The organism is Aquimarina acroporae, assembly GCF_023195925.1.
Taxonomy (GTDB): domain Bacteria; phylum Bacteroidota; class Bacteroidia; order Flavobacteriales; family Flavobacteriaceae; genus Aquimarina; species Aquimarina acroporae.
Window position 1 is genome coordinate 393,832 of sequence record NZ_JALPRE010000006.1, and the last position, 16,439, is coordinate 410,270.

A 16,439-nucleotide genomic window follows, 5' to 3' on the forward strand; every position below is an offset into this window, starting at 1 on the left:
ATATTAATTTATGGTGTTGAGTTGCCCAGAAAATGCTTTTTGCAATACACTCTTTTTTAGTTCTTCTAAATCGGCTATTTTTTGAGTATAAATGGCTTCTAGCCTTTTTGTTTCCACCGATAATGCATCTAGTTTTTGAACGATCTCTTGTTGTTCTTTTAGAGAAGGTAAAGGAATTGGATATGTTTTTAATTTCGTTCCATTAATATTTGCTTGATTTACACTTGAGATAACTACACTATTCCCATAGTTTTTAGCAATTTGACTATTCAGATAATAGTTTAAATAGTCTGCATCTAACAAATCTTCTTTTCGATGGATACGAATTAGATAGCCTGCGAAAATTGAAGGCATTTCACCTTTGTAAATAGCCGCTTTTCCTACCAACTCTGGGCTGTTTGTTCTATTAAATAGCACATCATTATATTTTAGTAGATACTTCTTATTATCTTGTTCATTGTTAGAATATTTTAAATTATCCCATACAAATTTTCGATCTTGAATATTTCCCATTCTCAGAACGGGTAACTTGCCCTCAGGGGATGACTTTGAAGATGAACCGTATTCTACTTTCTGGCAGACTTCACCTAATTTAACTATTGACCATTTATTATCAGACAGTACTCCTTGCAAATAATTATCAAAAATATCTTTTGCATATTGTAGATTTTGTTCCGTTTTGACTTTTGCTGTATCTATGGCAGCAAAGGTTTTGTCTAAAATGGTTACTATTTGTTTTTGTTGGGTCAGTGGTGGAATCGGGATCTTTATTTTTTTGAGTAAACTAGATTTTATCCCAGTCACTGTGGCTCCTGTCCCATTCGAAAAGATATCATTTCTAATTTGAGGGGAAAGAAGTAAATATTTCAGAAATGTTTTGTCCAAAATATTCGGAGTAGGCTGCATTACAATTGTTCTTTGTGCAAAAGCCACCTTTTCATGTGTCAACAGTTGCGCAACATTAGCTAAAGGAGCTTCGGTTGTGAAAATCACATCTCCGTATTCAGGAATGCCTCTTTTCATCCATTCTTCATAATTGTTTTCCGCAATAAATTCTTCAGGATGTTCCTGTAAATATCCTAATTTCACATTCTTTGCAGTTATCAGTTTTACACCATTGTCAGTTTTTTTTGGTGTCCTGCCCCGATAATCAATCAATTTAATATGTTTTTGCAGTTCACAATATTCCCAATCTTTTCTCATATTAATTCTTTAATAGATTCAAGAATAGTATTTGTTTCTTTATCCAAAATTGCCATTGCTTCCAAAATTTCATTGGGTTGGCGTAATGGAGCTTCTTCTGGTGCGTTTGGGTTTTTGGCAGACAGGTCAAAGGTATTTTGGTCTATATCACTTATGCGTACATTCCAAGAGTTTTCGCTTTCGGCTTTTGTTTTTTGAAGCTTCACAAAATCGGCTAAATCTTTTTCGTTTAATGGGTTTGTTTTCCCCAAATTACGGTCAAGGTTTAATTGATAAAACCATACTTTTTTAGTAGGCTCTCCTTTGGTAAAAAACAACACTACCGTTTTTACTCCTGCACCCGTAAAGGTACCTCCTGGTAAATCTAATACCGTATGTAGGTTACAATTTTCTAGCAGTTCTTTCCGTATGGCAATAGATGCATTATCGGTATTGCTCAAAAAAGTGTTTTTTATCACCACACCTGCTTTGCCACCCGCTTTTAATATTTTAATAAAATGTTGTAAAAACAAAGAAGCAGTTTCTCCTGTTTTAATCGGGAAATTTTCTTGTACTTCTGTACGTTCCTTTCCTCCAAAAGGAGGGTTTGCCAATACTACATTATAACGATCTTTCTCTTGGATGTCAGCAATGTTTTCTGCCAAGGTATTAGTATGTATAATATTGGGGGCTTCTACCCCGTGTAATATCATATTCATAATACCAATAATATAAGCAAGCGATTTTTTCTCTTTGCCATAAAAGGTATTCTTTTGGAGCGTTTCAATGTCTTGCGTAGATAGTTTTTTACTGTTTTTAAGGTAATCAAAAGCTTCTACCAAGAAACCTGCGGAACCTACTGCACCATCATAAACCGTTTCTCCTATTTGTGGGTCAACTACTTTTACGATAGTTTTGATTAAAGGGCGTGGAGTGTAGTATTCACCACCATTACGTCCAGCATTCCCCATGTTTTTGATTTTTCCTTCATACAGGTGGCTCATTTCCAACTGTTCTGCATGGGTTCTAAAACGGAGTTTATCTACTAACTCCACTACTTCTCGCAAATTATACCCCGATTGTACCCGGTTTTTTAACTCACTAAAAATTTCACCAATCTTATATTCAATAGTGTCTGCTCCGCTAGCATTTGCTTTAAACTTTTTTAGGTAAGGAAAGAGTTCGTTGTTTACAAAGTCCAATAAATCATCTCCAGTTTGTGCGTTATGGTCAATCTTCCCATTTGCTAATTTAGGAGCTGCCCAAGTTGTCCAGTGATATGTTGGGTCTATTAATCTAGTGTATTCTTGTCCAGAAAGTAGAGCCGCATTTTCTTTAGTTTTTTCTAAATCATCTAAATATTTTAAAAACAACACCCAAGAGGTTTGTTCTACATAATCTAACTCACTACCACATCCTGCGTCTTTATGTAGTATATCGTCTATATTTTTAAAAGTTTGTTCAAACATTTATTTAACTTCTATTTTATTGGAGATAATTAATTCTTTTATGTCTATGTTCAGTATCTCAGCAATACGCATTAGAATTTCTAGCCTCGGTTGCTGTCTGTTCTGTACATAAGCATTTACCATATTGTAGCTTTTACCCAATTTTTCGGCTAGCCAAATTTGTTTTATGCCTTTTTCCTCCAAAACTTCTTTTATTCTATTCATCTGAATACATTATTTTTTCAGCCGACAATATAAAAACAATTGAATTTATATCTCAAAAAACTGTGAGTTTTATTCTTACTTTTCTGTGTATTGATGGGAAAGTAAAAGTTCTTTTGTAACGAAGTTATCGAGCTGCAAATGAGTTTAAATGTCCTAGTTACTGTATATATTTTATAAGTCTGATAATTTTGTATCAATGTCCAACAACAACCATTCTGTCCATTGCCAATATGGAAAATGGGGGTTTAAATCAAGGGCATTATCCAATATTAATTTCTTTCTTAATCCGCTAAAGGAATAGGTCTCTCCAGTATCGTCTAATTTTAAACATTTACTCCCCTTTCTATAAATAGTAGCAATTTTATTAACTCCCTTTTCACTCAAAGGGAGATATTTCACTTTTTGCCCGACTTTAATTTTTTCTTCAAGAAAAAGTTTTGTAATGTATCTACCTTTTCTTTTTTTACCAGTATCTTTTGGTGAGTCTGACTCTGTTACTAGAAAATTGCGTGCGATAAACTCAATTTCATTATCTTGGAAATAATTAAAAGTCAAAACATTTATTTGAAGCCCGTTGCCTGCAAGGTATTTGCATACTCTTTCTGTAATTAAATCAATTGAAGAACCTACGATGTAGATTTTTTGATTTTCGTTTATCTCTATGTCCTCTTCGTAATCATCAAACTTCTCCGACATTAATTCTGAAACAGTCTTATCTATTCCATTTTTTGCAAGAATGTCATTAATTCCATCTTCATCCAAGGTATCTATCCAAGATGCATAGTCTAAAACTTGTGCTGTAACTTCTCTTGTAGTTAACCCTCTTTTTAATTCAAGAACAATTATATCTCCATTTTCATCAATTGCGAGCAGGTCAATTTCTTTCCCGTGGTCAGTTTTAATTTTAGAACCAATCAGAATAGCATCTGGAAGTACAATGGAAATATCATTTTCAATCCACGTATGAATTCTATCTTCATAGTCTAAATTATTTGAGCTGATTTCTACTAATTTGTTATCATCAACTTTCCATAGTTTGGTTTTTTCCATATGTATTTTTCTAAATTTAAAATCACGCTTTTAGTATGAAACGAAGTGCGTGATAGGCACTTCCTTTTTCTGATTAACACAGAGTCTTTTTACAGTTACTCGCTAACCTTACTAAAAATCATATGTTTAACATATCTTACATACATTATTTATTGCCGTAGAATTTATTTCGACGGCTTAATTTTACTTCTTTGATTTACAATATTCTGATAATTTTTGTTTTGTCTGATATAGACATTATTTCGATTGTAAATGACCTGACAATGTTCACATTTATAATTCCCTCCCTTCTCAATCATTTTGGATTTACATCTATAACAAAAGCATTCTGCTTTTTCCCAATGACCTTTTTTTTTCTCAATTAAACTAATCAAACTTTGAGGAATACTACGGCCATTAACTTTTAAACCATCAGCTCTTCTTATAAATTGTTCATTCGAGCAACAGCTTCCACATGCATCACAAATTATTAACCCGTTTTCACATCTTTCGGATATTCGACTATCAATAACATTTGTGCATTTGCTATTCAAGCAATGAGTAAGATATATTTCTTTTCGATAGTCATTACAATTTTTATTATTGCAATGGAAATGAGATACTCTGTAAAAACCAAAATTACTTTGTTTTGAAGGTCTTAATACCTTGCTACATTTTTTACATTTAATTCTGTCTATTAACCTATTCAGCCTATTAATCTCACTAACAAATATATAATAACCTTTATCCTCAAAAGGAAGACCTAATATCTTCAAAAAATCTCTCAAAGTGTAGTTTTTCCATTCCTCAAAACTATGATCGTTTTGATTAGCCTTCATACATTTTCTGCCGTAACACCACCAAAACTTTTGAGAGGAAAGATTACATTCAATTTCTGATAGTCGCCCTTCACAACTCTCCACAGGACTCTCATCTGGCATAATTAAAAATGTATTAGTATTTTTTTTCCATTTGAACGGATATTTTTTGTCATTGTAAATGATGTTTTTTCCATACTTTAAATAATCATCACTTTTTTTATTTGGTTTACGCTCAATTACTTCAAGAAGACAAACTATGCCTTTTGTGTAAATACCTTTTTGATGATGAACTATTAAATCTCCATAGCCCGATTTGTCTTGGTTTTTAATCGAATATCCCTGATATATATCGTAAACCTTATAATTTTTCCCTCTCAACTCTATGTAAAATTCATCCTGTTTTTTTCTAACGATTGCCGTTCTTTCAGGACAGCTATCGAACAAAAGATTTATTTTAGAAAGATGTTCGAGATCGTTTTTTAGATAGTCAGCTATAAAATCTGCTATATTTCGTACCAGTTCATAGTTTTCTTTGTAATCTTTTGGGAAATGACCTTTATTATTAATGAATTGTAACGTCTGTAAAACCAAATCTAATGTATAATCTATTTCTTTAGGCTTCCCAAACTCAACATACGTATCAAAGCTAAATGTTTTAATTTCCAATAATTCTTCGACAGTTAATGTAATCTGTCCTTTGTGAATTTCGGACATTACCTTTTTAAGAAAAAGCATCTGATTTTTAGAATCAACCCCTAAAATTGAAGATTTAAAAGTATTAAACATCTCCAATGTGAGAGGTTCGTTACTTTCAATCCATTTCTCTATTGTCATCAAGATTTCTTTAATATTCTTACTAACGATTAAATTTATTATAAAATTCTTACACAAAAATTTAACTCGTTAACAAAAGAAATTAATAGAGTTTCTTTATATGTGAAATGATATACAATGTCTCTTGTAAGGTGCGTTTACTTCCCGAAAGGAGAATATTTACTAAACAAATCTTTGTTAGGGGCTTTTTATTTTATAGATCGCTCGTTACTTTATCTAGTGATAAAATTATTAGTTGTCCATTTGTTATTTGTTCGATAACTTTTTCTTTTGTATATTTTTCAAATAGAATTTTATAGATAATATGTATTTCGTTTTGCTCTTTTGCGATTATGAAATTAATATCATTGAGTTCAAATTTTAAAGGATTTTCTTTGTAATGAGGTTTTGATTTCTTTGTCCATTCTGCAAACTCTTTATTAAATTCATTACCGCTAGCATCTGTTTCATAAATGATTTTTTTCTCAACGTGTCTTGGGATATATCTCCATTCTCTATCATTATAAGCTAATCTTTCTTGACCTTTCGAATCCGTAACAATATATGGTTTGAGATATAGAATCATATCATACATCTGAGAATGAGTTTTCTCAAAAATTCTTTCCAGAGCTTGAATATTATTGTCGGTTAATTGCTCAAAATTCAATTCTGATAAATTTTTTAGTGGATCACCTTCAAAATGGAAGTTAACTCCATTTTGTCCGTGTTCTTTTAGCAAGTGTAGTGTTTGTCCCAATGCAGACTCTCGCATTAAATCCCATACACCTCTTTCATAATCACTTCCTTTATAAGTGTAAGCAACAGGATGAAGACCATTCTTTGTTCCCCAATCCCTTTTGAGTCCAATGAAATAATCTCCATAACTTACTTGATTTCTAGACTCAATTAATGGAACATTACTAAAACTAACCATCATGATTTTTGTTTTACGATCAGCTATACTCTCATCTGCATAAGAAGAATAGAAGCCATTGCACAAAATCGAAGTCAAGTGCTCGATTTTTCTTGTTCCGTGAAAAAGTGTTGTAATTTTTTTCAATTCAATTCGTGTATTTCTTCAAATTGCCACTAACAATGAAATAACGGATATATCTCTTATATTTCCAATATGTTTATCTCAAAATTAGGGATATTTCCACTCAATCATGCATTTTTTGATGTTTATTATAGGATTCTAACTACTCTTTAATTAAGATAATAAACTTATGTATAGTAAAAATTTTAACAACCCCTGTTAAGTAAAGGAATTCTATATGCTTATGTGTATAAGACTATATGGGGTTTTATTGCAAAATTTTCTGAAAAGAAAAACTATTTCATAAAAAGGGGTGGGGTGTCATTATTGATTGGTTTTCATAAGATTTTGACTTTTTCTTAGTGTTGAGGTTGCCGTATTTTGACAAATAAACTACTTTGTAAAATCCCCTTAATAGTCCCCTTGAATTTAAAACTCCCATAATCATTGGAGATTTGGGAGTTTTTTGTGGAGTCGGAGGGATTCGAACCCTCGTCCAAACAAGGAACAACATAGCTTTCTACACGCTTAGTCTTTGTTTAATTTTCGACGATAAGAAAGACCAAAAACCGCCAACCTATCGCTTATTCTCAATTAAATTTCGAAATATTATCGAGATCCTATTATTTCTAGGTTTACTTTTACGAAGTCTCAAAATCAATCGCCGCAAACCAAGGCTATTGGGAGACTTCCTGCTTGCTCACCTAGTGAGCCGAGGCACTATCCTACTATAATTCAGATTATGCAGCTAGGGCGTAGTTATTCTCGCCGTTTAAAAAAGTGAAACATGATATTTACGAGCTATATCCCAGCGCTCGACGTGCTTACCATCCTATTCATCTCGCTGTCAAAACCAGTCGACCCCGATGATACTTTGGTTACAGTAACTATTTAATGTCAAATTGACCAAAAAACACCTTCCTGAAACCTAAAATGGTTGGCAAAGATAACTATAATTGTCATATCTTTAGCCGCAATTTTAAATGAACAAAATATATACCAAAGTTATATGACCAAGTTCGGTATCATTAAAGAACGTAAAAACCCGCCAGATCGTCGTGTGGTTTTCTCTCCGCAAGGTATAAAAAATGTAACTTCTCGCTTTCCAGAAGCTCAGTTTTTAGTAGAAAATTCAGACATAAGAGTGTTTAAAGACTATGAATATACTAAGGTCGGTGCTCATGTCACAGACGATATGTCTGCCTGTGATGTATTGCTGGGAGTAAAAGAAGTTCCTAAAGAAGATTTGATACCTAATAAGAAATACTTTTTCTTTTCACACACCATAAAAAAACAACCTTATAATCGGGAGTTACTAAAAACGATTCTTGACAAGAATATTGAGTTATATGACCATGAAGTTATTGTGGGTCAAAGTGGTTTTAGACTTATTGGTTTTGGTCGCTATGCTGGTATTGTAGGTGCCTATAATGGGTTTCGAGCATGGGGACTTGCATATGATAGTTTTAACTTACCCAAAGCAGAAACGCTTGACGATCAAAAAGAGTTGGAAGCTCAACTTTCAACACTTTCGCTACCAGCCATCAAAATTGTACTTACCGGTAAAGGTAAAGTTGGAAGTGGTGCGAAGGAGATTCTGGATGCAATGAAAATACGTGAGGTAAGTGTAGAAGAGTATCTTAATGGTAGTTTTGATGAGCCGGTATATGTTCAAATAGATGTACTTGATTATAACAAACGAAAAGACCGAACCATAATTGATAAAATGGATTTTTATAAAAATCCGCAGGACTATGAAGGAGATTTTATGCGATTTGCCAAAGTGTCTGATATGTATATCGCGGGTCACTTTTTTGGTGATGGAGCTCCTTTTATATTTACGAGGGAAGATGCCAGATCTCAAGATTTTAATATAAAATTGGTAGCCGATATATCGTGTGATATCGATGGCCCTGTGGCCAGTACGCTTAGAGCATCAACGATTGCAGATCCTATATATGGATATGATCCAAATACAGAAACTGAAGTCGATTTTAAAAATTCCAATGCTATTGTGGTTATGGCAGTAGATAATTTACCTTGTGAACTACCTAAAGATGCCAGTGAAGGTTTTGGTGAAATGTTTTTGGAGCACGTGATCCCTGCTTTTTTTAATAAGGATGAAGATGGCGTATTGGAAAGAGCCAGAATGACCAAGGGTGGAAAATTAACAGAAAGATTTAGTTACCTTCAGGATTATGTGGATGGTAAAGAGTAATTTTGAATAAATACAACACTACATGACTACTCAACAACTGGTTGAACAGATTTATAAAAAGAAATCATTTTTATGTGTCGGTCTTGATGTCGATCTTAATAAAATACCAGAACACTTACTAGACAAGGAAGATCCTATTTTCGAATTTAATAAAGCTATTATCGATGCTACGCATCATCTGGCAGTGGCCTATAAACCTAATATCGCATTTTACGAAGCCTATGGGTTAAGAGGGTGGAAGTCTCTAGAGAGAACTGTTAAGTATCTTAATGAGCATCACCCCGATATTTTCACTATTGCTGATGCTAAAAGAGGGGATATAGGTAATACCAGTACCATGTATGCTAAGGCCTTTTTTGAAGATTTACAATTCGATTCGGTAACGGTGGCTCCATATATGGGTAAAGATTCTGTAGAGCCTTTCTTGGCTTTTGAAAATAAACACACCATACTTTTAGCACTAACCTCTAATCAGGGAGCTTTCGATTTCCAGATGCAATTATTGCATCATAATACTCCTTTGTATCAAGAAGTATTAGGGGAGTCATTGAAGTGGGAGAATTCAAAAAACTTAATGTATGTAGTGGGAGCTACGAAGACAGAGTTTATTGGTGAAATAAGAAAAATTATTCCCGATAGTTTCCTATTGGTTCCAGGGGTAGGAGCGCAAGGAGGTAATCTACAAGAAGTTTGTACCTACGGATTGAACGATCAAGTGGGGTTATTAATTAATTCTTCTCGGGGAATTATCTATGCTTCTAAAGGGACAGATTTTGCTGAAGCCGCAAAAAACAAAGCGTTGGAGCTTCAACACGAGATGGAATTAATATTAAACAAAAGAAACGAGAACCTTTCGTAAAAAGACCCTCGTTTCTCAAGAAACAATAGAATTAACGTTTAACGTCTATTCGCATTGAATACATGTTTTGCGTAGCCATAAAGGCCATATGCAATACAAACAACGAAAAATGACATTATTCCATAAATGATAATGTTAGGTAATACTGAATTCATAGCCCCAAAAATTTAATTAATAATTCTTATTAAGATAAGGATTATTTGCGAAAATTCCTACTTTTAAACATCTATTTATTAGGTATTTATGAACTTTTTAGGATTTGTTAAGTTTCTTTTTAGAATGAGCTTTGCCGTATGAACTTTGTAGATCAGTTATATCGTAAAATAGACCTAGATAATACTCCAAAACGTATTGTCTCTTTGGTGCCTTCTCAGACCGAATTACTAGTGGAACTGGGTTTAGAAGATCATATCGTAGGAGTGACTAAGTTTTGTGTACATCCGAATTACATTAGAAAAGAAAAAAGAGTAGTAGGAGGGACCAAAAAGATAAAGTATGAAGTTATACAGGAGTTACAACCAGATATTATTTTGTGCAATAAAGAGGAGAATACAAAAGAAATTGTAGAGCATCTGGAGAAGAAATACCCCGTTCATGTTTCAGATATCTTTGAGCTCCCAGATGCACTTGAAATGATCAAACAATATGGGGAGATTTTTGACAAAGGACCTCAGGCCAAAACTCTTATTTCTAAAATAAGGCAGGAAGAGCAATCTTTTAAAGAGTTTATAGCAAATAAACCTAAAAAGCACATTGCCTATTTTATCTGGAAAGATCCCTGGATGGCAGTGGGAAATACTACTTTTGTGCACCATATACTCCAGAAAAATGGGTTTATTAACGTTTTTGGAGGTATAAGTCGTTATCCTGAAGTAACTCCTTCGACCATGCTCAAGTTGGAAAAATTAGATATTATTTTGTTGTCTTCAGAACCTTTTCCTTTTTCAGAAAAACATATCGAAGAAGCACGTAAATTACATCCAACGGCAGCTATAAAATTGGTAGATGGTGAGTATTTTTCTTGGTATGGTTCGCGTTTGACAGAAGCTTTCACATATTTTAAAACATTGCATTAGTTTAATTTACAGTGAGTTTTAAAGTTGAACATGTCATTAAAAACTGTTAATGCTAATTTTTATTTGAAATAAGTTTCTATTTTTGACACACTAAACAGCTACATTTGTTAAATTATTCAATATATCAGCATCCTACAAATCAAGAATGGGTAACGTTTGTGCATGGCGCAGGTGGGAGTTCTTCAATTTGGTTTAAGCAAGTTCGCGAATTTAGAAAACATTTTAATGTACTTTTATTAGACCTTAGAGGTCATGGTAATTCTAAACCTGCACTAAAAGATGCGTTTAATTCTAAATATACCTTTGATTCTATTACCGAAGATATAGTCGAGGTGATAAATAAAGAAAAGATTGAGAAATCTCATTTTATAGGTATTTCTCTGGGAACGATCTTAATACGAAATCTTGCAGAAAAGTATCCAGATCGTGTGAGTAGCATGATTATGGGAGGAGCTATTATGAAACTTAATTTTAGATCTCAGGTACTGATGCGATTAGGAATCGTGTTTAAATCGGTAATACCTTATATGTTGTTATATAAATTTTTTGCATTTATAATCATGCCTAAAAAAAATCATAAGCAGTCACGATTATTGTTTGCAAATGAGGCTAAGAAATTATATCAAAAAGAATTTGTTCGTTGGTTTAAACTTACCTCTGAGATCAATCCGCTACTTCGATTCTTCAGAGCAAAGGATATTAAGATTCCTACTCTTTATATGATGGGTGAAGAAGATTATTTGTTTCTACCTTCGGTTCAGAAAGTAGCGCAATCTCATAAGCTATCAGATTTATTCATTGTTCAAAATTCTGGTCATGTTGTAAATGTAGAACAACCAGAGATTTTTAATAGAGAGTCTATAGCTTTTATAGATAAATTTAAATAGGTAGCTGTTGTTTATGCCGATAGGTTTTCTATTCTCTTAATTTCTTTTAAAATTTCATGAGCCTGTTGATGTAAGGCATCACTTTTTTCTTTGTCTTTAATTGCAGTTAGATACGCCTTCTTCATTAATTTGCAGTAGTTATCGCGAAGCTTTTGTAATTCGCTTTTATTTTTTAACCAGTAAAACATTAGCTCTTTCTCTTTCTTTTTCGCGTACAAAGTTATGGCTTGCCAATGGTTTACCTTCTTAATGGAGCGTTAACAATATTTAAAGTTCTTATAAATAAAAAATAAGGCAAAAAAGAGGATTAACATTCTATGCTATTTTCCATCCTGAAGTGCAAATACTCTTCGTAACAAATCTGTTGTTCTTGAACTAAGTTTGGTTCTTATTTCTTTTTCTTCAACGGCGATCATAGTATATACACCTTTTAAGGCTTCTTGAGTGACATAATCTGTTAAGTCAGGGTTTACATTGTTCGTCAAAGGAAGCGCATTGTATTTTGTAATAATGCTAGACCAGATTTTATCGGCTCCCACCTTAGAAAAAGAGTTGTTAATTACCGGATTAAATTTAGCATATAACGCACTATTTGTTTTACCTTTTAAGTAATTGGTGGCAGCATCGTTATTACCCAGCAATATTTGTTTGGCATCATTAAATGTAATTTGCTTTACTGCATTTACAAAAATTGGAGTAGCTTCTTTTACCGCATCTTCGGCAGCACGATTAATGGCTTTTAACCCTTCGTCTGCTAAACTGCTTAATCCTATATCTCTAAGTGTTTTGTCAACTTTTCTTAGTTCTTGAGGAAGTAATATTTTTACCAATTGATTTCTATAAAAACCATCTTTTTGAGTAAGTTTAGTTACCTGCTTATCGATACCATTATCTAGTGCTTGTCGTAGGCCATTAGCAATATCTATATTACTTACTCCAAATCCTCCTCCTGTAGTTTGAGGTAAACTGTTTACAACTTGCTGAAGTTCTGCACAGCTACTCAATAGAAGTATACTGCATAGTAAAACTAATTTTTTCATAGTATCGATTTAAGGTATCCGTAAAAATTTACGGGACTAAAGTAAGTAATACCTATGAAAAAATCACAGTTTTGTTATTATAAACCAAAACTTTATGTTCTACATGATGTTTGATCGCTCTAGACAATACTATTTTTTCCAAATCTCTACCTTTTAGAATAAAATCCTGAACATTGTGTACATGTGATACTCTCACAATTTCTTGCTCTATGATTGGACCCTCGTCAAGATCTGAGGTAACATAATGACTGGTAGCACCAATAATTTTTACACCACGCTTATAAGCCGAATGATAAGGTTTAGCCCCAGGGAAAGCTGGTAAAAAAGAATGGTGTATGTTTATGATTTTATTGGGGAAGTGATCTACAAAATTGGATGATAAGATTTGCATGTACCTAGCCAAAACGATGAAATCTATTTTCTGCTCTTTTAAGACCCGTAATTGTTCTGCTTCGGCTTCGAACTTAGTGGCTTTTGTAACCGGAATATGTTTGAAAGGAATGTTAAAAGCGTCGGCAATTGGTTTAAGATCGGGGTGATTGCTTATAATGATTGGTATTTTTACCCTAAGTTCTCCAGAGGCATGTCGACCAAGGATATCATACAGACAATGATCGTATTTCGAAACAAAAAGAGCCATTTTTGGCTTCTTATCAGTATCATACATTTCCCAATGCATATTATGGTTGTCGGCAACTTCGGTATTAAATGATTCTTTAAATCGAGCAAGTTTCTTTTCGTCATTGTCAAATTCACACTCAAGTCGCATAAAAAATTCCTTAAGTTCCCGATCTACATGTTGTTCGATATAAGTGGTGTTTCCTTCTTTGGTAAGTATAAAATTGGTTACGGTGGCAATAATCCCTTTTTTGTCGGGACAATTGATCAATAATGTGGTCTTCTTCATTAATAAAAGTTTTTTCCGAAGATAAACATACCAAGAAACCTCTTAGTTCCCAATATTTCAAGTAAATATCCTTTGTCTAGACGTTTTTTTTGCCTGATTAAAAATGAATACCCTTTTTTGGTGAAAGATTGATAAAGAAAAAAGGCTGGTGTTGTTATGACCAGCCTTTAAAAAAAGTATATAAAATTACTTAATCTCGTCGATAGTGTTATTTATTAAAACACTTAAATGATCTTTATGAGCTTTGGTTAATTTATCCCCAGCTCTATTAGAAATCATAGATCGTATTCTCTTTAAATTATATAGGGCCATCGATTTAGCTGCATAGGTGTAAGAAACCCTTTGCTGTGGTGACGATTTGGCCAAAATATGAATTAGTTTTTGAGTGTATGCTAACTGTAGATTTTGTCTGAATGTATTTACACTGCTTCCAGCATCGCTTAAGAATATAGCGTTGTTCAAATCAGTCATAAATTCTGATAATTTGTAAGTATTTCCATATAGTTCAGAATCTGTAATTCTTTGAAGGGTATTAGGGTGTAAGATGTGATCCAGAATTCGTTTTTGATAATTTAGTGTAACATCATGAATTTTAGGGTCTTCGGGGCCTCCAAAGAAATTATATCCTCTTCGTTGCATGGCAATATAGTTATAGAGGTCGGTCGGAGTTTTATAGGCATCGGGAGCAAATACATATTTGCTAAGTGCTTTCATAGCTCTTTTTTGATCATCATAACTTACCGGTGTAAATGGCTTTGCATTTGCATCTTGGCCAATCATACTTCGATCTACATAAACTCCACCAATAAATCTCGAAATTACGTCACCAGCACGCCCATATTGACTTCTTAAAATATAGTATGCCTGGCGCAGTTCTTGGTATGATTGCCCTTTTTTGTTGAATTTAGACTTAATTTTTGGCATAAGATCGTTTACCAATTCCATTCTGTTAATAGAATAGGTTATTTGATCATTAGACATATCTCCTGTCATTACCCTTGGGTCTATTGCTTTTCCGGGAGAACGCATATCATCAGCATCGTTTCCAAAAATTAATTCAGGATTGGTAGATTGGCTAGTTATTCTCTCCAATTCACTATCAGAATTTACTGGTGTATACCCATATTGAATTGCCCAATTATCATATGGCCCTACTGTCGTAGAAAAATAGGCTCCTTGTTTTGTTTTGTCATTGGTAAGATTAATGGCGGTATAATCCATAACGGAACCAGTAAGGCATTTTCCTGCAATTAAATCTGGGTTTTCTAGTTCTTCTGGCGAGAAAAGCTGACTGGCTTTCATATTATGATTAAGTCCTAAAGTATGACCAACTTCGTGCATAATAAGTTCTTTCATAGCCTCTTTTCTCATACCTTTCATTTCATTGTCATTGGCTCCATATGCCATTAGTGCGGTTTGACCAAAAAGAGAATTTTCTTGCATTACATGCCCATAAGAACAATAAATCTGATTATTCTTATTTAAGTAATACGAAGATTCATCTTCTTGTTGATCACTTGTAGACAGGTTAAATAATCTGTCATATTTAACTCGGTTCGTGTGATATACATATTCCAACATGATATCGGCTCCAAGAATTTCTCCGGTTCTTGGGTTAGCAAAGCTAGGACCATATCCGCCAAATGGAGGTCTGGGAGAAGACGTCCATCGTAGTACGTTATATCTAATGTCACCAGCATCCCAGGTAGCATCATCTGGTTGAACCTTCACTACCATAGCGTTTTTGAAACCAGCTTTTTCAAAGGCCTTATTCCATTCTAATACCGCTTCTTTAATGGTTTCTCTAAATTCCATGGGTGTAGTGTTCTCAATCCACCATTCTATAGGCTTTACCGGTTCCGAAATAGCTGCTCCTGGGTTCTTTTTTACCAAATTCCATCGGTGTATTAAATCTCTATATGGAGTTGGACTGGTAGAGGTCATATCTGTAACCTGAGTGAAAAAATATCCTACCCGAGGATCATCAAATCTTGGTTGATAATTGTTTTCAGGCATTGCGATTAAACTGTGTTCTACTTTTATAGTGACATTTCTTCCATCACTTACAGCGGCAGAACCTCCGTTAAGAACTGAAGGATTTGTGTACACATAGTGACTTTTTACATTTGTGTTCTCTGGGTAATTCTTGATGGTTTTAATCTTGGTTTTTTCTTTACTGAGTTTTCCTACTTTAAAGGCAAATGGCGATGATTTTGGTCGATTAGGTGCTTTAATTTGCTCAAAAGTCTCTTTTAGGAAAAGATCATCAGATTTAATAAGATATAAGCCTTTTTTGTCATCTTCGGCTTCGATCTTTAAACTTGCCATAATTCCATCGCTAATGTTTGCGTTGGCCGATTTTGACAAAGCATTGTCTTTATCAAAATAGAAGGATGAATTCTGTGTTATGAATTCAATTTTATTATAATGTTTTTCAATTTTAAAAACCTTTGAACCCAGATAAGCTCCCCTAAAAGCTCCTGCATCCAATACTCCGTCTGCAATCTGACTAAAATAGATAAACTCTTTTCCTATTTGATCTTTAGAAATAACCATTTGGGTAGTACCGTCAATAGAATCTCTATACATAGTGAAAAGACCTTCCATTTTCATACTTTTCTTGGTAAGTTCTTCGATGGTTTTTTTCTTATCGTCTTTAGTACTTTTAGAAGGGTCTACTTGTTCTTTTTTACTTTTTTTAGACTTTTTACTTTTCTTTTGTGCGTCTGCGTTTTGGATCCCCATTCCAAAAACGAAAAACATCAAAAGTAAGAATACTTTGTTTTTTGATGATGTGAATTTCATTGTGAATCAAATTTGTTTTTGTTATTGCCTCGGAAGATATTATTTTCCGGGCTTAGATAGAAAATGTTTAACATAAGCATTAACAAATGTCTA

14 protein-coding genes and 1 other RNA gene are annotated in these 16,439 nt (G+C 33.5%); 4 read left to right on the forward strand and 11 right to left on the reverse strand.

Annotated elements, in window-relative coordinates:
- Nucleotides 1-3 precede the first annotated feature (3 nt).
- From M0D21_RS10190 to ssrA, 7 genes are all read right to left on the reverse strand, one after another.
- On the reverse strand, nt 4-1,203 hold the full coding sequence (locus M0D21_RS10190) for a restriction endonuclease subunit S (RefSeq protein ID WP_248329061.1): 1,200 nt from the start codon (nt 1,201-1,203) through the stop codon (nt 4-6).
- Nucleotides 1,200-2,651: a class I SAM-dependent DNA methyltransferase gene (locus M0D21_RS10195; RefSeq protein ID WP_248329063.1), complete on the reverse strand. Its 1,452-nt coding sequence runs from the start codon at nt 2,649-2,651 to the stop codon at nt 1,200-1,202. Before M0D21_RS10195 ends, M0D21_RS10190 begins: the two co-directional genes overlap by 4 nt.
- A complete protein-coding gene (locus M0D21_RS10200) occupies nt 2,652-2,855 on the reverse strand; it encodes a helix-turn-helix domain-containing protein (protein WP_248329065.1) in 204 nt (67 codons plus the stop codon).
- A gap of 171 nt (nt 2,856-3,026) precedes the next feature.
- A complete protein-coding gene (locus M0D21_RS10205; RefSeq protein WP_248329067.1) occupies nt 3,027-3,905 on the reverse strand; it encodes a hypothetical protein in 879 nt (292 codons plus the stop codon).
- A gap of 164 nt (nt 3,906-4,069) precedes the next feature.
- Complete coding sequence (locus M0D21_RS10210) at nt 4,070-5,539, reverse strand: hypothetical protein (protein ID WP_248329069.1); 1,470 nt, start codon at nt 5,537-5,539, stop codon at nt 4,070-4,072.
- A gap of 193 nt (nt 5,540-5,732) precedes the next feature.
- Nucleotides 5,733-6,530, reverse strand: coding sequence for an abortive infection system antitoxin AbiGi family protein (locus M0D21_RS10215; protein WP_248329071.1), 798 nt, complete (start codon nt 6,528-6,530; stop codon nt 5,733-5,735).
- A 490-nt stretch (nt 6,531-7,020) separates the two neighbouring features.
- Nucleotides 7,021-7,419, reverse strand: a transfer-messenger RNA (tmRNA) gene (gene ssrA, locus M0D21_RS10220).
- A gap of 144 nt (nt 7,420-7,563) precedes the next feature.
- Here ssrA and M0D21_RS10225 point away from each other — a divergent pair.
- The 4 genes from M0D21_RS10225 to M0D21_RS10240 all read left to right on the forward strand — a co-directional run bounded on the left by M0D21_RS10225 (nt 7,564) and on the right by M0D21_RS10240 (nt 11,594).
- Nucleotides 7,564-8,772 (forward strand): NAD(P)-dependent oxidoreductase, encoded by a 1,209-nt coding sequence (locus M0D21_RS10225; protein WP_248329073.1) that lies wholly within the window; start codon nt 7,564-7,566, stop codon nt 8,770-8,772.
- 22 nt (nt 8,773-8,794) lie between these two features.
- Complete coding sequence (gene pyrF / locus M0D21_RS10230; RefSeq protein WP_248329075.1) at nt 8,795-9,631, forward strand: orotidine-5'-phosphate decarboxylase; 837 nt, start codon at nt 8,795-8,797, stop codon at nt 9,629-9,631.
- Nucleotides 9,632-9,924: 293 nt separating this feature from the next.
- The gene (locus M0D21_RS10235; protein WP_248329077.1) at nt 9,925-10,707 is read left to right on the forward strand and encodes an ABC transporter substrate-binding protein; all 783 of its coding nucleotides are present in this window, start codon (nt 9,925-9,927) and stop codon (nt 10,705-10,707) included.
- 104 nt (nt 10,708-10,811) lie between these two features.
- Entirely contained in the window at nt 10,812-11,594 is a 783-nt protein-coding gene (locus tag M0D21_RS10240; protein WP_248329079.1) for an alpha/beta fold hydrolase, read from the forward strand.
- A gap of 11 nt (nt 11,595-11,605) precedes the next feature.
- Here M0D21_RS10240 and M0D21_RS10245 read toward each other — a convergent pair whose 3' ends face one another.
- The 4 genes from M0D21_RS10245 to M0D21_RS10260 form a co-directional block, all read right to left on the reverse strand.
- Nucleotides 11,606-11,782 carry a Lacal_2735 family protein gene (locus tag M0D21_RS10245; protein ID WP_248329471.1) on the reverse strand — a complete coding sequence of 59 codons (177 nt, stop codon included), beginning with the start codon at nt 11,780-11,782 and terminating at the stop codon, nt 11,606-11,608.
- A 132-nt stretch (nt 11,783-11,914) separates the two neighbouring features.
- On the reverse strand, nt 11,915-12,634 hold the full coding sequence (locus M0D21_RS10250) for a DUF4197 domain-containing protein (RefSeq protein ID WP_248329081.1): 720 nt from the start codon (nt 12,632-12,634) through the stop codon (nt 11,915-11,917).
- Nucleotides 12,635-12,686: 52 nt separating this feature from the next.
- Nucleotides 12,687-13,541 carry a formyltetrahydrofolate deformylase gene (purU, locus tag M0D21_RS10255; RefSeq protein WP_248329083.1) on the reverse strand — a complete coding sequence of 285 codons (855 nt, stop codon included), beginning with the start codon at nt 13,539-13,541 and terminating at the stop codon, nt 12,687-12,689.
- Between the two features lie 186 nt (nt 13,542-13,727).
- Nucleotides 13,728-16,346: a zinc-dependent metalloprotease gene (locus M0D21_RS10260; RefSeq protein WP_248329085.1), complete on the reverse strand. Its 2,619-nt coding sequence runs from the start codon at nt 16,344-16,346 to the stop codon at nt 13,728-13,730.
- Between the last annotated feature and the right edge of the window lie 93 nt (nt 16,347-16,439).